Origin of the sequence: Paraburkholderia sp. J69-1, from assembly GCF_905220255.1 — a bacterium.
Lineage (GTDB): Bacteria > Pseudomonadota > Gammaproteobacteria > Burkholderiales > Burkholderiaceae > Paraburkholderia.
This window is the reverse complement of sequence record NZ_CAJMZG010000009.1, coordinates 236,755-256,358: the sequence shown is the minus strand read 5'-3', so window position 1 is coordinate 256,358 and position 19,604 is coordinate 236,755. Positions and strand designations below refer to the sequence as shown.

The following is a 19,604-nucleotide window of genomic DNA, read 5'->3' as shown; positions in this document are numbered from 1 at the left end:
ATACAACTTACAGATGTGTCACTTGCAAGATCGCTTCGGCGAATGCTTTCGGCGCTTCCTGCGGCAGGTTATGACCGATCCCGCCAGTCAGATTGCGATGCAGATACTTGCCGGTGAACTTCTTTGCATAGGCTGCGGGGTCCGGGTGCGGCGCGCCGTTCGCGTCGCCTTCCATCGTGATGGTCGGCACCGAAATCGTCGGACCGGTGGCCAGACGCTGCTCGATGGCATCGAGGCGCGCCTCGCCTTGCGCCAGACCCAGACGCCAGCGGTAGTTATGAATGACCACCGCCACGTGATCCGGGTTCTGGAACGACGCGGCGCTGCGCTCATAGGTGGCATCGTCGAAATTCCATTTGGGCGAGGCCAGTTGCCAGATCAGCTTGTTGAAGGCATCGCGGTTCGCCGCATAGCCTTGCGCGCCGCGCTCGGTCGAGAAATAGAACTGATACCACCACTGGAATTCGGCCTTCGGCGGCAGCGGATTCTTGTTCGCTGCCTGGCTGCCGATCAGATAACCGCTCACGGAAACCAGCGCCTTCACGCGTTCGGGCCACAGCGCGGCGATACAACCGGCCGTGCGACCGCCCCAATCGTAGCCGCCCAAAATGGCCTGATCGATTTTCAGCGCGTCCATGAGCGCGACGATATCGACGGCCGTGACGGCCTGCTGGCCATTGCGCGGCGTGTCGGCAGACAGAAAGCGCGTCGATCCATAGCCGCGCAGATACGGCACGATCACGCGATAACCGGCGGCCGCGAGCATCGGCGCGACTTCGACGAAGCTGTAAATGTCGTACGGCCAGCCATGCAGCAGGATCACCGGCTGACCGTTCGTCGGACCGGCTTGCGCGTAGCCCACATTCAGCACGCCCGCATCGATCTGCTGGATCGGCCCGAACGACACGCCGCTGCCCGTGCGCGTGTTCGACGCGGCGCCGTCCTGGGACTGCGCGTGGGCCAGACTGCTCAGGCCCAGGTCCGCGAGGCTCAGGCTCGCCAACGTAGTGCCGAGTATCCGACGACGCCGGACATTGACGGGATCTGACATGACGCTTTTCTCCTTGTTGATCGACAGGTACGAGGCGACATCGGGATGACTCGGCCTCGTCAAACAGGCAGCCGGCGGGCTGCAGGGCATTTATATCGGAAGCGGGCAGACGCCATGTATCCCAATGTGTCTGCCCGCTTTACGTACACACAGCGAATCAAAATTGCCGCGCCTGCACGGGTTTCATGCGTGGCTTCATGCACGGCTTCAATCAAGCACGCGGATCGACCGGCGACGCGGGCACGCCACGCGCTTCGATATCCCGGCCCGCAAGCAGGCACAGATCTTCGCGATGATGCGCGGCGACAATCTGCACGCCCACCGGCACGCCGTTCACGAGGCCCGTCGTCACGGCGAGGCCCGGCAGGCCCACGGCCGGCAGCGCACGCAGCGTCAGTTGCGCTTCCCAGACCCGATCGAAACCGTCCTTGCCCTGCATGTCGAGATCGCTGGCGAACGGCAACTCGCTCGACACCGGCATGAGCACGACCGCGTATTGATCGAGAAAGAGCCGCCATTGGCGCGCGAGCGTCGTGCGCCGCACGAGCGACTGGCTGATGACATCGGCGGGCAGGCCGCGCACTTTCTCGCGCGCCGCCGCGATGACCGCCGCCGCGCCCGGATCGCCATCCTTTTCCACGGCGCTGGCAAGCGCGTCGAAACCATCGCCCAGCCACAGCCGCTCCTGAAGCTGCGCGGCTTCGCGTATGGACGGCACATCGTCGATTTCCTCGACTTGCCAGCCCGCGTCGCGCAGACGATTTGCGGCGTCGCGCAGTGCGTCTTCGACTTCCTTCACCGTATTCAGGCCGCCAGGACGCACGCACAGCGCCGCGCGACGCGGCACTTCGCGCCCTTCCACGGGCAGCGCCACGTACCACGGATCGCGCAGATCCGGCGCGGCCAGCGCCACCAGCCCGAGGCGCAGATCTTCGATCGTGCGGCCCATCGGCCCCGCCGCCGACATCAGTTGCGCGCCGATCGCCCGTTCCGGCGACGAAGCATTGAACGCCGGCACGCGGCCCAGCGTCGGACGCAAGCCGTGCACGCCGCACGCATACGCCGGATAGCGCACCGACCCGCCGATATCCGTGCCCAAAGCCAGTTGCCCGATGCCCGCCGCAACGGCAGCCGCGCCGCCCCCGCTCGATCCGCCCGGCGTCAGCGACGCATCGCGCGGATTGAGCGTGCGGCCATGCACCTGATTCGAGGTGAACCAGCGCAGCGCGAAGGTGGGCGAATTGGTGCGCCCAAGCAATACCGCGCCCGCACGCACGAGGTTATCGACGGCGGGACTATTGAATTCGGCAATCAGGTTTTGCTGGGCGCGCAGACCGTTGGTGGTCGCAAAGCCCGCCTGATCGACGTTGATCTTGGTGGTGACCGGCACGCCTGCGAGCGGCCCCGGATCTTCGCCGCGTGCGATGGCCTGATCGACGGCATCGGCCTGTTTCAACACTTCTTGCGGATGGACGGCCACGACCGCATTGATGATCGGATTCACCGCATCGAGCCGCGCAAGCGCCGATTCCGCTGCTTCGCGCGCCGAGACTTCACGCGACCTGATATGTCTTGCCAGTTCAGCTGCCGTCAATTGCCAGAGTTCAGACATGAATCCTCCGTGATGTATGACTGAAATGAATGACTGAAGCCTTGAGTTCACAGGTGGTGAGCGCCCGGCTTCGGGTTCGTGGAAGCGATTGAAGCAGCCGCATGTATCTGGATTGTGTCCAGCGTGCGTTCGCATCGGGCCGCGTGGGCCTGACGCCGCGCGGGTGGCCGGGTTTGTGTCTCTATGTATCTGCGCGTTGCCCAGATACAGGGAATTGCAATACGGCACGTTGGCGAAACATGCCAGATACGTCCGCTGGTTTTAATACGTCAACGCCGCAGACAACGCTTCAAGCCGTGAACAAGGACGGCCAGGCAGGTCGATCAAGCGGTAGTCCCTTTCTCATCTACTGATTCAAGGAGAACGTCATGCAAGTTTCGAAGATCGCTCTGGCTTTTGCCGCAGGTGCCGCACTCGTTGCCGCTTCCGCTTCGTTCGCAGCCGTGCCTGCATCCGCCGATACCGCCACGCAGGCAGCAGCACAAGCGCAAGCGTGGACGCCGGTTCAGCAAAACGCCAACGCAAAGATCACCCGCGCCCAGGTGCGTCAGGAACTCGTGAATGCCGAACAGAACGGCCAACTCGACGCCCTGCGCAATCTCTATCGCGGTAGCTGATTCACCTCGCGAATCAATTCAGTTTGCATAGCGCTTTAACCAGGCGATTAAACAGACTATCAATCTACCCGGAAATCATCATGAGCCACGCAGAACAAGTCCTTTATACCGGCAAGACCCACACCACCGGCGGTCGCGACGGCGCCGCCCGCAGCGACGATGGCCGCCTCGAGGTCAAGCTCGCGCCGCCTGGAGCGAGCGCGCCGGGCACCAACCCGGAACAGATGTTCGGCGCGGGCTGGTCGGCCTGTTTCATTGGGGCGATGGGATTGGCGGCCGGGCGCCTGAAGGTGGCGCTGCCGCGCGAAACGGCGGTCGATGCGGAAATCGACCTTGTGAAAAGCGACGACGCCTATTCGCTGCGCGCGCGTCTGAATGTGAGTCTGCCGGGCGTGGAACGCGAAGTGGCGCAGCGTCTTGTGGAAATGGCGCACCAGACCTGCCCGTATTCGAAGGCCACGCGCGGCAATATCGATGTGGAAATTGCGGTAGCTGAAGCGTAAGCGAATCGGCTTCCAATCAGTGCGCGCCGCCTTTCGTACGTAATCCGTATCGAAAGGCGGCGCGTATTATTACCGATCAGGCATTGCTCGACCGTCCGGACCTCCAGCAGCGCTGGAAATATGATGCGATATTTACTGCGCCGCGCTATCGAGCAGATACGCGTCGTACACCACCGCATTGCCTAGCCGCATTGCGTAACCCACGGCCATCGCGCGATTGAGCCACGCATATTTCTTCGACGACGTTTCGAAGTTCATATAAAGCCGGAAGTAATACTTCGACGGGTCGACAGGTTTGCCTTTGGCAACATCGGCGAGCACATCGGCGGGACCGTAACGCATGCCGCGCGTCTGCAGATAGACATATTCGCCGTCGTCCATCTTCAGCAGATAGCGCGTGTCGATCATCGCCACGCCGTCTTTCGTCACGACCTGCCAGTCCGCGCCGTTGTTGAGGATTTCGCCCTTCACGAGCGGCCCTTCCACGTGTCCACCCGTGATCGGAATGATGCGGCGTTTGCCCGCATCGTTGCTCGCCCCGAGTTCCCAGATCGGCGCAGTCAAATCGACGCTGAAGCGGCCCATATAAGTCAGATGCGGTTTGGGCGGATCGAAGGTGACGTTGGGTGTATCGGCTTCGGCGGCGAGCGACTGGCCCACGCACAAGGTCACGAACGCGGAGGCGAACAGACGCCGGAATAACTTGTTCATTCGGTATCCTTTGTAATAAATTACAGCAATGCCGGCGCGATATGCGGCAACGGCGCAGCGCAACCCGCTTCGACCAATGCAAGACGATGCGCGAACGCCGCCAGCGGATAGTCGAAGAAAAAACGCGCGGTCTCGCGCTTCTGGGCGTAAAAGGGATCGTCGCTAACCGTGCGCTCCGGTGACGATGCCAACCGCAACGTGCGCGTCCAGGCGAACGCCAGCAGCAGCCAGCCGATCAGCGCGAGATAATCGTCAGCGACACGGTAGGCGGTTTCGGAATCTTCGGCATGATGGCGCGCGATGCGATGGGTGACGCGCTCCACGTCGTCGGCCAGCGCGCCGAGTTGCGCACCGCCTTCGCTCTGCTGTGCTTCTGCGCGCACATGTGCGAGCAAGAGCGCCAGAGCCGCCTGATCGTCGGCGAGTATCTTGCGAATCAGCAGATCGATCGCCTGAATCTCGTTCGTGCCTTCATAAAGCATGCTCACGCGACTATCGCGCAACGTTTGCTCGATGCCATATTCGTGGATATAGCCGTAGCCGCCGAACACCTGCAGCGCATTCGACGCGGCCGCGAAACCATTGGCCGTAAAAAACGCTTTCGCAACCGGCGTAAGCAGCGAAGCCAGCCGCTGCGCTTCGCCACGCGCAGCAGGATCGGCGTGATGCGCGGAAATATCGAGCCAATGCGCAATCCAATAGCCGATCGCGCGCTCGCCTTCGACCATCGCCCGCAATTCCATCAAAATGCGCCGCATGGCCGGATGAAACGCAATAGGCGCGGGCCGCTGCGGGTCATGGTCCGCATTCGGCGGCGCGCTGATCGCACGCATCTGCACGCGTTCCTGCGCATAGTCCGATGCACGCTGCCACGCCGTATGCGCGTGACCGACACCCTGCATCGCCACCTGCAGGCGCGCCGCATTCATCATCACGAACAGGCACGCCAGGCCGCGATGCGCCTCTCCCACCAGCCAGCCATGCGCGTTTTCGAATCGCATCGTGCAGGTGGGACTCGCCTTGAGCCCAAGCTTTTTTTCGATGCCTTCGCAATGCACGCCATTGCGTGTTCGTCCATCGTCCAGCCACGCGGGCACGACAAAGAGCGATAGACCTTTGGTGCCCGCAGGTGCATCGGGCAAACGCGCGAGCACGAGATGAACGATGTTGTCGGTCAGGTCGTGCGTGCCGCCCGTGATAAAGAGCTTCGTGCCGTCGATGCGGTATCGATCGCCATCCGCGTCGGATACATCAAGCACGGCGCGTGTTCGCAGCAGCGCGAGATCGCTGCCCGCCTGCGGCTCGGTGAGGCACATCGTCGTGAGCCACGCGCCGCTTGCGACCTTCGGCAGCCAGTCACGTTGGATGCGCGCGCAACCATATGCGGCGAGACAGGCCGTCGCGCCATGCGTGAGTCCCGGCGACATCAGCCACGCGTGATTCGCGCCCGCGAGCATTTCCTGCAAGGCCACGTCGAGCAGTTGCGGCAAGCCCTGACCGCCGCTCTCGACATCGAGCGCGAGCGTCGGCCAGCCTGCTTCCACATACGCCGCGTAAGACTCGCGAAAACCCGCTGGCATCGTCACTTCGCCGTGCTCGAAGCGGCAGCCTTCGGTGTCGCCGCTCGCGTTGAGCGGTGCGACGCGCTCCTGCACGAAGCGCGCCGCTTCTTCGAGCACCTGCTGCGCGGTCTGTGCATCCAGATCGGCCCATGCGGGAACTTCGCGCCACCATGCGGCGGCGTCCAGCCATTCGTCGATCACGAAGCGCATATCGCGCAACGGCGCCCGATACGTCGATGTCATGAGACGTTTTCCTGCCGCGCAACGGCAACGTTACGTGGCGCCGAAAGCAACACATCGGGATCATCGGCATCGGGTGCGTGCATCGCTTCGACCAGCGCATTGCGATGTTGCAGCACCGCGCGCTGATTGATCGAGCCTTTATCCGTGACCTCGCCCAGATCGAGCGAAGGCGGCACTGCCAGCAAACGCAGACGCGCGATATACGTTGCGCTACCCGTAGCGCTCGCATTCAGTCGCGCAACCAGCGCCGCGAAGAACGCACGCACGGCAGGCGCGGCGAGCACGTCCGCTGCGCTCGCCTGATTGCCGGACCCCGCGAGCTTGCGACACGCATCGAGGCGCGGAAAGATCATCACGCCCACATCGTCGCGATTCATGCCGGTGATGACGGCGTCCTGTACATACGGCGCGCCTTCGCTGATGATGCGCGCGCGCATCGGCCCGACGCTCACGAAGGTGCCCGACGCCAGCTTGAAGTCCTCGGCGATGCGGCCATCGAAGGCCAGACCCAGTTCCGGCTGCTGCGGATCGACAAAGCGCACGGCGTCACCGGTGCGGTAATAACCCTCTTCGTCGAACACGTCTTTGGCATGCTCGGGCAGCGCGCGCCAATACCCGCTCATCACGTTCGGGCCGCGAAAACGCACTTCCAGCTTGCCATCCACCGGCGCAATCTTGGCCAGACATCCCGGCGCAGGCAGGCCGATATAACCGGCGCGCGCCACCGGCCCCGTGGTGAACAGACACGAGGGCGCCGTCTCCGTCATGCCCAGCCCCGCCATGATGCGAATGCGCTCGCCGCAATGCGCGAGCGTCACGCGTTCGAGCCGCTCCCACGCCGCCTGCGAAAGTCCTGCGCCCGCGAAGAAATACATCTTCACACGCGAGAAAAAGCGCTCGCGTAGCGCGGCATCGGTTTCGAGCGCGACGGTCAGTTCTTCCCAGCCTTTGGGCACGTTGAAATAGATCGTCGGCGCAATGTCGCGCAGATTGCGCAGCGTTTCCTCGAACTTGCCAGGCACGGGCTTGCCGTCGTCGATATAAAGCGTGCCGCCGTTATACAGCGCGATGCCCACGTTATGACTGCCGCCGAACGTGTGATTCCACGGTAGCCAGTCCACCAGCACGGGCGCTTCGATGCCGAATTGCGGGAACGTCTCCAGCAGCATCTGCTGATTCGCGCAAAGCATGCGGTGCGTGGTGGGCACGGCCTTGGGCAGACGCGTCGATCCCGAAGTGAAGAGAAACTTGGCGATGGTGTCGCCGTCGATTGCCGCGTGCGCGGCGTCGGCGGCTTGCGGCGGCGTGTCGAGCAGCGCCGCGAAACGCGTGACGGGCGCACTTGCGCGTTGCGAAGGCGCGGCGCTCACCCGTTCGACATCGGCGGGCAGCACAGTGTCCAGTGCCTGCGCGTAAGCGTCGATATCGTCGGCGAAAACGAGGCCCGGCGTGAGCAGTTCCAGCACATGGCGCAGCTTGCCGTAATCGCCCGAAAACAGCGAATAGGCTGGCGAAATGGGCGCATACGGAATGCCGGCCCACATCGCGCCAAACGCCATCTGCAGATGTTCGATGCCGTTGCCCGAAAGAATCGCAACGGGCCGCGCCGCGCTCAGGCCGCGCTGCAACAGCGCCGCGCCGATCGCGCGCGCCTGTTCGAGCATCTGCGCGTAAGTGACGCCCTGCCATGCGCCGTTTGCGTCGCGGCGTGCCACGAGCAGGCGGTCGGGGTGGTCGAGCGCGCCGCGCTCAAGACGGTCGGTGAAGCGCTCGGGATAGGCGCCCAGCGGCTCGCCCGCCTCCAGATACCAGCACTCGCCGCGCCGCTCGATACGCGGCGAGACGGAACCGATGGCCACGCCCCGGTATCCGGGTGCGCCGCCTGCGTGGTTGTGGTCCGATACCAAAACCTGTCTCCTGGTTGTTCCAGCTTTGTCCTGCTAGTCCTGATTATCCCGGTTGGGACGCCGCTCGTGCTTTTTGTCTCTGCGGGTATCCGCGAGCGGCGTGGCTTCTTTTTGCGTGGACTGCGGATGCGCGTTTAGCGCTTGTAAGCCTGCAGACCGGGCTTGATGCTCTTGTCGTCGAGGAACTGCTTGAGGCCCTGCTCGCGGCCGCCTTCCTTGTCGCGATAGTTCGCCTGATCGAGCTTGGCGTACAGATAATCTTCGTTCTGCTCCCACGTCAGTTCGCGGCTGCGCTTGAAGCCATGCTTCGCATTCCGAAGCACTACCGGATTCTTGTCGAGCAGCTTTGCGGCCAGCGCCAGCGTTTCCTCGCGCAGTTGCGCACGCGGCACACTCTTGTTGACTAGGCCCATCTGCGCGGCCTGCGGGCCCGTGAACGTTTCGCCCGTCATGATGTAGTACAGCGCCTGGCGGTGACCCACCGTATCGGCCATCGCCTTGCTGACCAGATTGCCCGGCGGAATGCCCCAGTTGATTTCCGACAGGCCGAACACGGCTTCGTCGGCGGCAATCGCCAGATCGCAGGCCACCAGCGGCGAGAACCCGCCGCCGAAGCACCAGCCGTTGACCATCGCGATGGTCGGCTTCGAATACATGCGCAGCAACTGCCATTGCCAGCGGCTCGCGTCGCGGCGGATACGTTCCTGCAGCACGTCCGGGCCCGCATCGACTTCGCGGAAGTATTCCTTCAGGTCCATGCCGGCCGTCCAGGCATCGCCTTCGCCGGTCAGCACGAGCACCTGCGCTTCCGGGTCGAGTTCGATCGTCTCGAGAACGTCGATCATTTCCTTATTGAGCGTCGGGCTCATTGCGTTACGCTTTTCGGGGCGATTGAATGCCACCCACGCGATCCCGCCCTGCACCGTAACATTGACCGTTTTCCAGCGACCTTCGTAGCTCATTGTCTTTCTCCGTGGACATTGCCGCACTCGCGGCTTGATCTCAATTTACTATCAGGCTACCTGATATGTAAAGTAGAATATGATGTCGTTGGTACAAACCCTGAACGTCACGTCGATGACCCGTAAAACTGCTCCCACGCCCCCTGTCGCCGAACCCAGCCCGCACGCCGTGCCGCCCATGCGCCTGAGCTATCTGATTGGCCAGCTCGACCGCATCGTGTCGCGCCGCCTCGCCGAAGCGCTCGCGCGCCACGGTCTCACGTTGCCGCAGTACACGGCGCTTTCGGTGTTGCGCGCGCGCGGTCAATCGTCGAATGCGCAGATTGCCGAGCGCTCGTTCATCACGCCGCAATCGGCCAACGAAGTGGTGAAGACGATGGAAGCGCAGGGCTGGGTCACGCGCGCCGCCGATCCGCTGAACCGCCGCATCGTGTTGCTCTCGCTGACCGATGCGGGCGTGCGACTGCTCGCGGATTGCGACGCCGCCGCCGATCACGTGGAAGGCGCCATGCTCGACGATATGGATGCCCAGACTGCGCAGGCGCTGCACGGCTTGCTGCATGCGTGCGTGCGGAATCTGCGGGCGGCCTGAAGCGGCTCGAAGCGATGTGCAGCGTCGCCGCGCGCCGCGCAGGACATTCTGGGGACGCATCGACGCGCAAGAATGTCGCATTGCAACACATCGTCCTTGCATTCCAGGAAGGGGAGCCTATAATAGGGAAAACCCCTAGGTAATCACCCTGATCGAATCGAGGACATCATGGCTGCGCTCATCGCTGCACTTTCGTCTAACGTGAATCACGCTGTTGAGGCGCTCAGCCGCCTTGGCACGAAGGCGCTCAACCGCCACCTGGAATACTGCGAACTGCTCGCAGAAGCCCAGCGCCGCTACTAAGCGGCCCGCGGGCAGAGTCTGCCCGTATTCGTGCTCTTGCTGTAAGGCATCACCGCGCGCCGGAAGCGTTGTGCTTCTGGCGTTTGCGTCGTGTGTGCCTGTAGAACGCCGGTTTTTCGGGCGCGCAGATTCGCATGCGCGCCCTGTCCATTGTTGCGGCCCCGTTCACGGGCACGCCGCCTGCTGTGTCAGTGCCATCACAACGGTGGCCCTGAACCATGGACGAATTCTTCAATCGGCTCTTCCATCTGCAACCGTCGCTGCTCGCGACGGTGACGCACGACGTTCTCCATCTGATCGTCGCGGTGCTCATCATCGCGATCGGCTGGTGGATCTCGAACCGTATTGCCCAGCTTTTCGCCAATATGCTCGCCCGCTCGCACGCGGACCCGACGCTCGCGCCCATGCTCGCCGGCATCGCCGCGTGGGCCGTGCGGGTGATCGCAATCGTCGCGTCGCTGAGCGAAATCGGCATTGCAACCGCCAGCGTGCTGGCTGCGCTCGGCGCGGCCGGGCTGGCGATCGGCCTTGCCTTGCAGGGCACGCTGCAGAACATCGCGGCCGGCATCATGCTGCTGATGCTGCGGCCGTTCCGCGCCGGCGACGTGATCGAAGGCAGCGGCGCGGCAGCGGGCATCGTGCGCGAAGTGGGCCTGTTCACCACGCGCATCGAGCGCGGCGACGGCAACGACGTGTTCGTGCCGAACAGCCAGATCTGGAGCAATCCCGTCATCAACTACAGCAGCGGCGGCACTCAGCGTGTCGACGTGACGGTCGATCTCGCGCGCCGCGATCAGGTCGATTCCGCCATCGGCGAACTCAAGAAAATGGTTGCCGGCGAGCCGCGCGTGCTGGCCGGCAACACGCTCGCGCCGACCGTTGCCGTCGAGAGTTATCCGTCGAAGGGAGGCGTGCGGCTGCGCATCGCCGCATGGGTGCGCAACGCCGATGCGGCCTACGCCGCCGACGATCTGCGTGCCCACGCACGCGAGGCGCTGGACAGCGCAGGACTGGCGGTGACGGGCACGCCCGCGCGGCATGAGCGCGATGAAATGAACGCGGCGCTATCGCATTCGTAACGGGAAGCGCCGTATAAAAAGCGCGCGCTCGCGCATCAGGAGCGCCGCGCCGTTGGGGGCAGTTGAGGCAATAGCGACCGTTTCGGGCGTCGCGCAAGACCGGTGCGCGACCCGCTGCTAAACAGCGCATTCGCAGCGCAGCATTTTGCGGGAGGATGGCCATGTCGATGCAAGCAAAGCTCGACCGCTGGCGCAATGTGTCGCGGTTCCTCATCGCCCGTATGACGGACTACGGGGAATTGTTCATGATCGAACTGGCCGAGACACGTGCACGCATCATGCGCGAAATGCTCGCGCTGGTGGCACTGGCGGTCACCCTGCTCTTCACGCTGTCGTTCTTCTGTTTCGCGCTGATTGCCTCGGCGTGGAATACGGCGTATTTCCTCGCGGTAGTCTGGGGCATCGCTGCGGTCTGGCTCCTGCTCTCGCTCGCCGCGCTGCTGATTTTCCGCGCACAACGGCACGCACAATCGTTCGGAGTACTGCGCGACGAGTTGCGAGCCGATGTCGAAACGGTCAAAGAGGCGCTCAAATGAATCGACGTACCCGCCTGCGCCACGCGCGCGAAGCCGCCTTGCTCACCCGCATGGAAATGGCACGCACAGAACTGCTGCTCGCCAATATCGGCTTGCGGCTGGGACTTGCCGCGCCGCGCGGTCAGTCGCTGTCGATCGCGAATCTTGGCCGCGCGCTGGCTGGCGCGCCGCGCGTCACGCTGCTGGGATCGGCGCTACTCGGCACGGTGGTGTTCGGGCCGAAGCGCGTCCTGCCGATGATGGCGCGCTCCGGCTGGCTGGGCTGGATCGCGCACAACGTCCGCATCCAGTCCGCGCGTTCGACGCGCCCGCATCATTCCGCGTGAATTTCGTTGGTCAGAGGCTGACCTTGCTCGAACTCGGCAATGCTGCGCAAGGTCGTTTCGCAGATCGTCGAAACGGCTTCGCGCGTGAGAAACGCCTGGTGCCCGGTCACGATCACATTCGGGAACGTCATCAAGCGTTGCAGGACATCGTCGTCGATGATCGTGCCGGAGAGATCGCGAAAGAACACATCCGCTTCCTGCTCGTACACGTCGATCGCCAGCCCGCCCAGTTGCCCGCTCTTGAGCGCCGCCAGCGCCGCCTCGGTGTCGATCAGTCCGCCACGGCTCGTATTGATGAGCAGCGCGCCGCGCTTGGCGCGCGCCAGCGTATCGGCGTTGATGACGTGGTAGGTCTGTGGCGTCAGCGGGCAATGCAGCGAAACGATATCGGCGTTCAGGCCAATTTCGCCCGGCTGCCCATAGCGTCCGCCCAGCGCTTCGAATTCCGGCGAAGGATAGGCGTCGTAGCCAATCACATCGCAGCCAAAGCCCACCATGATGCGCGCAAACGCACGGCCAATCTTGCCCGTGCCGATCACGGAAACGGTCTTGCCGCACAGGTCGAAACCCATCAGCCCGTCGAGCGCGAAATTGAAATCGCGCGTGCGGTTATAGGCGCGATGAACCTTGCGATTGATCGCCATCAGCAGCGCAACGGCGTGCTCGGCAACCGAATTGGGCGAGTAATCGACCACGCGCACCACCTTGATGCCGATATCCGCAGCGGCCTTGAGATCGACATTATTGAAACCGGTGCAGCGCAACGCGACCAGTTCCGTGCCGCCGCGCGCGAGCGTTTCGAGAATACCGGCGTCGGCCTTGTCGTTGACGAAGATACAGATCGCGCGATGGCCCGCCGCCAATCCTACGGTATCCTCATTGAGTGGATCGTCGAGATATCTGAGTTTATGGCCGTGACCGGCATTCGCGGCATTGAGAAACTCGCGGTCATAAGGTTTGGCACTGAATACGGCGATATCCATCTACTTGCTCCGGATAAAGATTCGTGAAATACGGCTTCGTCGTCAATGCGTCAGCGCATCAACGCGACGGCGATCTCCACGAACAGAGTTTTCACAATAGTCATCGACGGGAAAATCATCGCGTAGCCGACGTCCGGAAGATCCGTCGGTGCCACGCGGTTGGCAAACGCCAGAATCGCCGGGTTGCCGGTCGCGCCGCTGAGTACGCCCATCGCCGCGTCGAACGGCAGACGGAAAATCCACAGGCAGCACACCGCCGTGATGATCAGCAACGCTAGCACAATGACCAGCCCATACAGCAGGAACGAAACGCCTGTTGTGCCGACTGTCGCAAAGAACTTGGGCCCGGACGCCATGCCCACCTGCGCCAGAAAGATCGTCAGGCCGAAATTGCGCAGCACCAGATTGGCAGTGAGCGGCATGGTCCAGACGAACGGGCCAAAACGCCGCACGCGTCCGAGACACAGCGCCACCAGCAGCAGCGCCGCCAGACCGAGCGTCAGGTGGCCAACGCCTGGAATCGGCACCGGAATCACGCCCGCGATCAGCCCGAGCGCCGCGCCCACGCCGATCGAAATAAAGCTCAGTTCAGCGGTCCCCTTGATCGAATCGCCGAAGAACGCGCGCATGCTTTTGTGGTGAACCTGATTGGCCAGCAGCCCGACGCGGTCGCCGAATTCGAGGATCAACTCCTGGCCCGGCATCATGTCCACATCGCCGCGCCGCACATGCGCAATCGAACAGGCAACGCCATCAGGAAAACGCAGATCGCGCAGCGCATGCCCGACCACCAGCCGGCTCGACGCGAACACCCGCATATAGGCCAGATCTTCGCGATGGTTGGTCATGCGGCCCGGCTGCAACTCGCCGCATAAAGCCGTGGTGTCGCGTAGCAGCAGCGGATCGGTGGCGGTGGCGAGCAGCACGTCGTCGGCCTGAAGCACGAGATCGGCTTCGGGCTGCTGGTTGTGATGAGCGCGCCGCACCGCCGCGACAAAGACGCCGTGCGGCAGGCGCTGGATCAATTCCGACAGCTTCAGGCCGATCAGATCGGGGTTCCTGAGCGCGATTTCGGCAGTCTCTATCAGCCTGGGCGGCGGCGGCACGATTTTGGGCTTGAGCACGGCGCCGAGCGCATAGAGAAACAGAATTGGCCCGGCCACGCCAAAAGGATAGGAAACGCTGTAACCCACCGTCGCGCCATCGCTTTTCATCGCGGCCATGGCGGCCTGCAAACTGGCGGTGCTCGTGCCCGAACCCGCGAACATGCCCAGCGCCTGATCGAGCCGCACGCCGAACAAGGGCACCAGTGCGATCGCCACGAAACCCGCGCCGATCACACCGAGGATCGCCGCCGCGTTGGCCTTGAGTCCGTTGGCGCTCGTCAGCCCTTTGAAGAACTGGTCGCCGTATTGAATGCCGATGCCGTAAAGAAACAGCAGCAGGCCGAGCGTGCCGAGCAAGGCAGGCGGCGCGGACTTCGGCGCCCATCCGCCTATTGCAAGCCCGACGAACAACACCGCGCCGGAACCCAGCGACACGCCCTTGATGCTCAACTCGCCCACCACATAGCCCAGCGCCACTGTCACGAAGAGCGTGAGCAATGGCTGGGTTTCCAGCAGCGTCTTGATCGCGTCCATGCAAGGCATCCTTGTCGACGAACCGGAGGCTGAAACCGCCTCTCGCTGCCTCGCATTACAGACCATTCTTTCGCGCGCTGCGTTTAAAGCGCTCAATTGAAAGCGCGGAATTGGAAAGACGCGCCCAGCGCGCATGCGGATTGCCGATGTTTGCATACACGTGCACGGCTTGAGCGCGGCGCGCGCTGGTGTAGCATGCTTCAAGTCGGACGGCGGCTTATGGCTTATCGATCATGCCGCCAGCCCGCGCCTGGAGACCTGCCGATGTCCACCGACTGGAAGCGCCGTATCCGCCTGTTCGTGCAGCGTTTCTGGCAACCGACCAGCGCCTGCATGACCTGCATGCCCGGCAGCTGGACCAACATCATGAGCGCCGCGCATTGGGCGCTGGCGTTCAAGACCGGCCTCTTCACCGGCCTGCTGGCCGTGCTGCTCACGTTCACGCCGCTGGCAAAGCTCTATTCGAATCGTTATGGCAACGCATTGGTCATGGGCGCGCTGACGGCCATCGGCGATACCTACTCGCATCCCAGCCATTACGTCTTTCCCGAAGCGCTGCTCACCGGCATGGTTTCGGGGCTGATTACGCTGGGCGCGTCATTTCTGTTCGAAGACCGGGCGCGGCGCTTACGCCATGTCTGGGCGCGTCTCGTCGGTTAGCGTCGCCGCATTGCATCAATCGCGATCGGGCGCACCGAGCGGAAAGAACGGCCGATACGGCCGCGCCTCTTCCACCGCGCGCGCAAACGAAGGACGCGCCAGCAAGCGCGCCCGATACGCGCGCAAATTCGCAAACGCCTCGGGAATGCGATGGGTCCAGTCCGCGTAGAACAAGGAAGGCGCCGCCGCGCAGTCGGCCAGCGTGAAATCCTCGCCTGCCGCCCACGTGCGGCCAGCCAGTTCCTCGTCGAGCCACGCGTAGGCCAGATCGAGTTTCTGCGCGGCCCACGCCAGGCCTTCTTCACGCCGCGCGGCGTCGCCGCTCAACGCGCCATCGACGGCGCGCTGCATCGGCGTCATCACATGCAGATCGAAGAAACGGTCGAGAAAACGCACGTCGAGCGCCGCTTGCGGGTCGGCGGGCAATAGCGTCACGGGCCCGGGATGGGCCTGCTGAAGATATTCGATGATGATGCTGGACTCGGCGACATGGCGTTCGCCGTCCAGCAGCAGCGGGAATTTGCGCAGCGGCCAGCGCCGCAACCACTCGGCCGAATGCGGCGAGTCCGGCCCGATGGCGCGAAACTCAAACGGCGTGGCGTTCTCGTACAGCGCAATCAGCGCCTTCTGCGTGTACGAGGAAAAAGGATGACCGTAGAGCGCGAGCGACATCGTGAGATCTCCTGTGCAGCAACACAAAAAGCATCCGGGATTTGCCGCTCTCCATCATAAAACTTCCACGATCTAACGAACCGGAGAAACGCCGCTCATCTGGCCTCGACTTGCCAGGAATGCAGCAGCGAGCGGGTTTGCGCACTCACGGTGGCTTTCACAAACTCCGCGTTTTCACCGTCGATCTCGTCCCAGCCAAGCATCGACAACGTCGACTCGCGCGCGACATGGAACGCAAAAAACTGCCCCCAGATGCTGATCATGCGCACGATGGTCAGCGGATCGTTTTCTTCACGTCCTGTGATGCGCGCAATCAGGGCGGCGTTCACCTTGTTCATCGGCGTACGCAGACGATCGCGCAACACTTGCGAGCCAATTTCCGGCTCGCCGCCGCCTTGCTCGCGCGCAAAGAAAAGCCGGCGGTCGGTCTCGCGCCCCTTTCTGAACATCAGATCGGCAATGGCGCACTGAAGGTCGATGAAGGCGTCGACCAGTTCGCTCTGGGGCTTGTCGCCTTTCAGCGTCTCCTGCGCCTGCACGAGCGCCGGCTCCAGAACCTGCAGGGCATCGTCGACGAGTGCCTCGGCGCAGGCCCGATAAACGCCCTCCTTGTTCTGGAAGTAATACTGCAGCGCAGGCGCGTTGACACCCGCGCGGGCCGCGATGTCCCGTGTCGAAGCACCGGCGAATCCGTACTGGCCAAACAGGGAAATGGCGGCGTCGATCAGCTTTTTACGGGTTTCTTCGCCGCGTGCGTAGCCACCTTCTGCCGGGTGGCGCGGGCGCCGGGATTCAGACATAGGAAAAAGATTCAGTAGGAAAACTTCCAAAATATAACACTTGACAGATATTTTCCGGATGGAATAATTCGTCCAATTGGAATAAATTGGGGTTTTCCACACCATGTCGACGACAGCAGGGGCGCCGGGCCGCGAAGGCCAGGACACACAACAAAGCGCGCAAACGCGCGGTTCGAAACGCGGCATGCTGATTGGGGCCGCAGTCGTAGCGCTGATCGGCGGGGCAAGCTGGGCGGGCCACTGGTGGCTGGTCGGGCGTTTTATCGAGAGCACCGACGACGCCTATCTGCAAGCCGATAGCGTGACGGTCGCTCCCAAGGTGAGCGGCTATATCACCGATGTCTTCGTGGCGGACAACCAGGTCGTCAAGGTCGGCGATCCTTTGGTGCGGCTCGACACCCGGCAGTACCAGGCGGCGCTCGAACAGGCCAAAGCCACCGTCGATGCGCGCAATGCCGACATCGAACACGCCAACGCCCAACTCGCGCAGCAGCGCGCCAATATTGCCCAGGCGCTCGCCCAGGAAGACGTGGCGCGCGTCAGCCTGCGCCATGCGCAGGACGAAGTCGCGCGCTACACGCCGCTCGTGGCGTCCGGTGCGGAAACCGCGGAAAAGCTCTCGGAACTCAAAAGCTCGCGCGATCAGGCGCAGGCCACGCTGGCCGCCGATCACGCCGCTGTCGAATCGGCCCGCTCGCAGGTGGGCGCACTGACCGCGCAACTCGGTCAGGCGCGCGCACAACTCGAAGCCGCCAAAGCGAGCACCGCACAATCCCAGCTCGATCTCGACCATACGGTGGTGACGAGTTCCATCGCGGGCCGCGTCGGCGACCGTACGGTGCGCGTCGGGCAGTTCGTGCAGCCCGGCACGCGGATGCTGTCGGTCGTCCCCGTCGCGGACATCTATTTGACAGCCAACTTCAAGGAAACGCAGATCGGGCGCATGCGCATCGGTCAGCCGGTGGACATCTCCGTCGATGCGCTTTCCGGTCACAAGCTGCACGGCGTCGTCGACAGCTTCTCGCCGGGCACGGGCGCGCAGTTCGCCCTGTTGCCCGCGGAGAACGCGACCGGCAACTTTACGAAGATCGTCCAGCGCGTGCCGGTGCGCATCCGTCTGGAAACCGGCCCGCAAACGCGCAAGGTGCTGCTGCCAGGCATGTCCGTGACCGCCGAAGTCGATACCCGATCCTCGCGCGACGACGAGCACCGCATCGACGCCGAGAATCATCGTGAGTAACGCAAGCACGGCTTCGGTAAGTGCGGTAAGTACGACGAGCGCGCCGCATGCTCAGGGCGAGCGCGCAAGCGCCTCGGACTGGATTGCGGTTGCGGCGGGCGCGCTGGGCGCGCTGATCGCCACGCTCGACATCTCGATCACGAACTCGGCGCTGCCGCAGATTCAGGGCGAAATCGGCGCGACCGGCACCGAGGGCACGTGGATTTCCACGGGCTACCTGATGTCCGAAATCGTCATGATTCCGCTCGCCGCGTGGCTCACGCGCGTGTTCGGCCTGCGCAACTTCCTGCTCGCCAACGCGACGCTGTTCATCGGCTTTTCGATGATGTGCGGCTGGTCGGGCTCGCTCGCCGTGATGATTATTGGGCGCATCGGCCAGGGCTTCACGGGCGGCGCAATGATCCCGACTGCGCAGACCATTATCCGCACGCGCCTGCCACCTTCGCAGTTGCCCATCGGCATGACGGCGTTTGGCCTGACCGCGCTGCTCGGGCCGTTGCTGGGTCCGGTGGTCGGCGGCTGGCTGGCCGAGAACATCAGCTGGAGCTGGTGCTTTTTCGTCAACCTTCCCGTGTGCCTCGCGCTGATTGGCCTGCTGATTTACGGGCTCGGCCCCGATCGTCCGCACTGGGAAGAATTCCTGAAGGCCGACTGGATCGGCATCGTCGGGCTCGCGATTGGTCTCAGTTCGCTCACCGTGGTGCTGGAAGAAGGACAGCGCGAACGCTGGTTCGAATCGCAGATGATCGTCAGCCTCACCTTTGTGTCGCTCTTCGGCATGGTGCTGATCGGGATCTCGCAGTATGTCGCAAGAAAGCCGATACTGCGCCTCTCGCTGATGCGCAACATGCGTTTCGCCAGCGTGAATGTGATTGTCTTTATGGTGGGCGCGGGTCTCTATGGCATTTCGTATCTGCTGCCGCAGTTTCTGAGTCAGGTTGCCGGTTATAACGCCGAACAATCGGGCATGGTCATGCTGCTCTCCGGCATTCCCGCGATGCTGACGATGCCGATCCTGCCGCGCCTGCTTGGCAAGTTCGATATTCGTGCGCTCGTCATCACGGGGCTGCTGCTCTTCGCGTGGAGTTGCATGCTCGACACCACGCTGACCGCGCTGAGTGTCGGCCACGATTTCACCTGGTCGCAGCTTCTACGCGGCATTGGGCAGATTCTCTCGATGATGCCGCTCAATCAGGCGGCCATGGCGACCGTCTCGCGCGAAGAATCCGGCGACGCGGCGGGCATCTACAACATGGCGCGCAATCTCGGCGGCTCGGTCGGCCTGGCGATTATCGGCACCTTGATCGATCGGCGCGAAACCTTCCATACGGCCGTGCTTCGCGAGGCCGTCACGAATAACTCGATCATCGGACAGGAACATATCGTCGCGAGCGCGGCGAGCTTTTTTGCGCAGACCGGCGACATGACCTACGCGAAGCTGCAGGCGCTGGGGCAACTGGCTGCGCAGATCCAGACGCAGTCGATCGTCATCACCTATTCGGAAACGTTCTGGGTGCTCGGCGTCGCCTTGCTCGCCTGCATTCCGCTCGCCTTCCTGCTCAAGAATCCGCGTCCCGGCGCGGCTCCGGTAGAAGCTCATTGAAG

Annotated in this window: 20 protein-coding genes; 10 read left to right on the top strand and 10 right to left on the bottom strand. The window is 63.2% G+C overall.

Going from position 1 to position 19,604, the window contains the following annotated elements; all coding sequences use genetic code 11:
* Positions 1-7 precede the first annotated feature (7 nt).
* Entirely contained in the window at positions 8-1,051 is a 1,044-nt protein-coding gene (locus tag U5A67_RS18505) for an alpha/beta fold hydrolase (protein WP_205980853.1), read from the bottom strand.
* A gap of 211 nt (positions 1,052-1,262) precedes the next feature.
* Complete coding sequence (locus U5A67_RS18500) at positions 1,263-2,663, bottom strand: amidase family protein (RefSeq protein ID WP_321815613.1); 1,401 nt, start codon at positions 2,661-2,663, stop codon at positions 1,263-1,265.
* A 368-nt stretch (positions 2,664-3,031) separates the two neighbouring features.
* Between U5A67_RS18500 and U5A67_RS18495 the strand changes: the two genes are divergently transcribed.
* Both U5A67_RS18495 and U5A67_RS18490 read left to right on the top strand, forming a co-directional pair.
* Positions 3,032-3,280, top strand: a complete 249-nt coding sequence (locus U5A67_RS18495; RefSeq protein WP_321815612.1) for a DUF4148 domain-containing protein — start codon at positions 3,032-3,034, stop codon at positions 3,278-3,280.
* Between the two features lie 80 nt (positions 3,281-3,360).
* Positions 3,361-3,783: an organic hydroperoxide resistance protein gene (locus U5A67_RS18490; protein ID WP_321815611.1), complete on the top strand. Its 423-nt coding sequence runs from the start codon at positions 3,361-3,363 to the stop codon at positions 3,781-3,783.
* A gap of 132 nt (positions 3,784-3,915) precedes the next feature.
* On the opposite strand, the gene U5A67_RS18485 is transcribed toward U5A67_RS18490, so the two are convergent.
* From U5A67_RS18485 to U5A67_RS18470, 4 genes are all read right to left on the bottom strand, one after another.
* Positions 3,916-4,494 (bottom strand): DUF3237 domain-containing protein, encoded by a 579-nt coding sequence (locus U5A67_RS18485; protein ID WP_205980848.1) that lies wholly within the window; start codon positions 4,492-4,494, stop codon positions 3,916-3,918.
* Positions 4,495-4,514: 20 nt separating this feature from the next.
* Positions 4,515-6,299: an acyl-CoA dehydrogenase gene (locus U5A67_RS18480; RefSeq protein ID WP_321815610.1), complete on the bottom strand. Its 1,785-nt coding sequence runs from the start codon at positions 6,297-6,299 to the stop codon at positions 4,515-4,517.
* On the bottom strand, positions 6,296-8,206 hold the full coding sequence (locus U5A67_RS18475; RefSeq protein WP_321815609.1) for a feruloyl-CoA synthase: 1,911 nt from the start codon (positions 8,204-8,206) through the stop codon (positions 6,296-6,298). Before U5A67_RS18475 ends, U5A67_RS18480 begins: the two co-directional genes overlap by 4 nt.
* 134 nt (positions 8,207-8,340) lie before the next feature.
* Positions 8,341-9,168 (bottom strand): p-hydroxycinnamoyl CoA hydratase/lyase, encoded by an 828-nt coding sequence (locus tag U5A67_RS18470; protein ID WP_205980843.1) that lies wholly within the window; start codon positions 9,166-9,168, stop codon positions 8,341-8,343.
* A gap of 115 nt (positions 9,169-9,283) precedes the next feature.
* Here U5A67_RS18470 and U5A67_RS18465 point away from each other — a divergent pair, with 115 nt between their 5' ends.
* From U5A67_RS18465 to U5A67_RS18445, 5 genes are all read left to right on the top strand, one after another.
* The gene (locus U5A67_RS18465) at positions 9,284-9,760 is read left to right on the top strand and encodes a MarR family winged helix-turn-helix transcriptional regulator (protein WP_205980841.1); all 477 of its coding nucleotides are present in this window, start codon (positions 9,284-9,286) and stop codon (positions 9,758-9,760) included.
* Between the two features lie 168 nt (positions 9,761-9,928).
* A complete protein-coding gene (locus tag U5A67_RS18460) occupies positions 9,929-10,063 on the top strand; it encodes a hypothetical protein (protein ID WP_277397883.1) in 135 nt (44 codons plus the stop codon).
* A 218-nt stretch (positions 10,064-10,281) separates the two neighbouring features.
* Positions 10,282-11,142, top strand: coding sequence for a mechanosensitive ion channel family protein (locus U5A67_RS18455; RefSeq protein ID WP_321815608.1), 861 nt, complete (start codon positions 10,282-10,284; stop codon positions 11,140-11,142).
* A 161-nt stretch (positions 11,143-11,303) separates the two neighbouring features.
* A complete protein-coding gene (locus U5A67_RS18450; protein WP_321815607.1) occupies positions 11,304-11,678 on the top strand; it encodes a phage holin family protein in 375 nt (124 codons plus the stop codon).
* Positions 11,675-12,004, top strand: coding sequence for a hypothetical protein (locus tag U5A67_RS18445; RefSeq protein ID WP_321815606.1), 330 nt, complete (start codon positions 11,675-11,677; stop codon positions 12,002-12,004). Before U5A67_RS18450 ends, U5A67_RS18445 begins: the two co-directional genes overlap by 4 nt.
* On the opposite strand, the gene U5A67_RS18440 is transcribed toward U5A67_RS18445, so the two are convergent.
* Together U5A67_RS18440 and U5A67_RS18435 are read right to left on the bottom strand one after the other, a co-directional pair.
* Positions 11,992-12,987 carry a 2-hydroxyacid dehydrogenase gene (locus U5A67_RS18440; RefSeq protein WP_205980836.1) on the bottom strand — a complete coding sequence of 332 codons (996 nt, stop codon included), beginning with the start codon at positions 12,985-12,987 and terminating at the stop codon, positions 11,992-11,994. The two genes, U5A67_RS18445 and U5A67_RS18440, sit on opposite strands and share 13 nt — an antisense overlap.
* Before the next feature lie 50 nt (positions 12,988-13,037).
* Positions 13,038-14,627, bottom strand: coding sequence for an aspartate:alanine exchanger family transporter (locus U5A67_RS18435; RefSeq protein ID WP_321815605.1), 1,590 nt, complete (start codon positions 14,625-14,627; stop codon positions 13,038-13,040).
* 264 nt (positions 14,628-14,891) lie between these two features.
* Between U5A67_RS18435 and U5A67_RS18430 the strand changes: the two genes are divergently transcribed.
* Positions 14,892-15,287 (top strand): hypothetical protein, encoded by a 396-nt coding sequence (locus U5A67_RS18430; RefSeq protein WP_205980834.1) that lies wholly within the window; start codon positions 14,892-14,894, stop codon positions 15,285-15,287.
* A gap of 15 nt (positions 15,288-15,302) precedes the next feature.
* Here the strand turns inward: U5A67_RS18430 and U5A67_RS18425 are convergent, their stop codons facing one another.
* Positions 15,303-15,959: a glutathione S-transferase family protein gene (locus tag U5A67_RS18425; RefSeq protein WP_321815604.1), complete on the bottom strand. Its 657-nt coding sequence runs from the start codon at positions 15,957-15,959 to the stop codon at positions 15,303-15,305.
* 95 nt (positions 15,960-16,054) lie between these two features.
* Positions 16,055-16,864 carry a CerR family C-terminal domain-containing protein gene (locus tag U5A67_RS18420; protein ID WP_241023119.1) on the bottom strand — a complete coding sequence of 270 codons (810 nt, stop codon included), beginning with the start codon at positions 16,862-16,864 and terminating at the stop codon, positions 16,055-16,057.
* Between U5A67_RS18420 and U5A67_RS18415 the strand changes: the two genes are divergently transcribed.
* Entirely contained in the window at positions 16,863-17,999 is a 1,137-nt protein-coding gene (locus U5A67_RS18415) for an HlyD family secretion protein (RefSeq protein ID WP_321815603.1), read from the top strand. The genes U5A67_RS18420 and U5A67_RS18415 overlap by 2 nt on opposite strands.
* Positions 17,992-19,602 (top strand): MDR family MFS transporter, encoded by a 1,611-nt coding sequence (locus U5A67_RS18410; protein WP_321815602.1) that lies wholly within the window; start codon positions 17,992-17,994, stop codon positions 19,600-19,602. Before U5A67_RS18415 ends, U5A67_RS18410 begins: the two co-directional genes overlap by 8 nt.
* The last annotated feature ends 2 nt before the right edge of the window (positions 19,603-19,604 follow it).

Bases quoted from the DNA above. Each gene is read 5' to 3' on its own strand.
- U5A67_RS18450 (WP_321815607.1), top strand. From the start codon at position 11,304: ATGTCGATGCAAGCAAAGCTCGACCGCTGGCGCAATGTGTCGCGGTTC.
- U5A67_RS18495 (WP_321815612.1), top strand. From the start codon at position 3,032: ATGCAAGTTTCGAAGATCGCTCTGGCTTTTGCCGCAGGTGCCGCACTC.
- U5A67_RS18490 (WP_321815611.1), top strand. From the start codon at position 3,361: ATGAGCCACGCAGAACAAGTCCTTTATACCGGCAAGACCCACACCACC.
- U5A67_RS18505 (WP_205980853.1), bottom strand. From the start codon at position 1,051: ATGTCAGATCCCGTCAATGTCCGGCGTCGTCGGATACTCGGCACTACG.
- U5A67_RS18460 (WP_277397883.1), top strand. From the start codon at position 9,929: ATGGCTGCGCTCATCGCTGCACTTTCGTCTAACGTGAATCACGCTGTT.
- U5A67_RS18440 (WP_205980836.1), bottom strand. From the start codon at position 12,987: ATGGATATCGCCGTATTCAGTGCCAAACCTTATGACCGCGAGTTTCTC.
- U5A67_RS18480 (WP_321815610.1), bottom strand. From the start codon at position 6,299: ATGACATCGACGTATCGGGCGCCGTTGCGCGATATGCGCTTCGTGATC.
- U5A67_RS18425 (WP_321815604.1), bottom strand. From the start codon at position 15,959: ATGTCGCTCGCGCTCTACGGTCATCCTTTTTCCTCGTACACGCAGAAG.
- U5A67_RS18445 (WP_321815606.1), top strand. From the start codon at position 11,675: ATGAATCGACGTACCCGCCTGCGCCACGCGCGCGAAGCCGCCTTGCTC.
- U5A67_RS18465 (WP_205980841.1), top strand. From the start codon at position 9,284: ATGACCCGTAAAACTGCTCCCACGCCCCCTGTCGCCGAACCCAGCCCG.
- U5A67_RS18420 (WP_241023119.1), bottom strand. From the start codon at position 16,864: ATGGTGTGGAAAACCCCAATTTATTCCAATTGGACGAATTATTCCATC.
- U5A67_RS18415 (WP_321815603.1), top strand. From the start codon at position 16,863: ATGTCGACGACAGCAGGGGCGCCGGGCCGCGAAGGCCAGGACACACAA.
- U5A67_RS18455 (WP_321815608.1), top strand. From the start codon at position 10,282: ATGGACGAATTCTTCAATCGGCTCTTCCATCTGCAACCGTCGCTGCTC.
- U5A67_RS18435 (WP_321815605.1), bottom strand. From the start codon at position 14,627: ATGGACGCGATCAAGACGCTGCTGGAAACCCAGCCATTGCTCACGCTC.
- U5A67_RS18500 (WP_321815613.1), bottom strand. From the start codon at position 2,663: ATGTCTGAACTCTGGCAATTGACGGCAGCTGAACTGGCAAGACATATC.
- U5A67_RS18430 (WP_205980834.1), top strand. From the start codon at position 14,892: ATGTCCACCGACTGGAAGCGCCGTATCCGCCTGTTCGTGCAGCGTTTC.
- U5A67_RS18485 (WP_205980848.1), bottom strand. From the start codon at position 4,494: ATGAACAAGTTATTCCGGCGTCTGTTCGCCTCCGCGTTCGTGACCTTG.
- U5A67_RS18470 (WP_205980843.1), bottom strand. From the start codon at position 9,168: ATGAGCTACGAAGGTCGCTGGAAAACGGTCAATGTTACGGTGCAGGGC.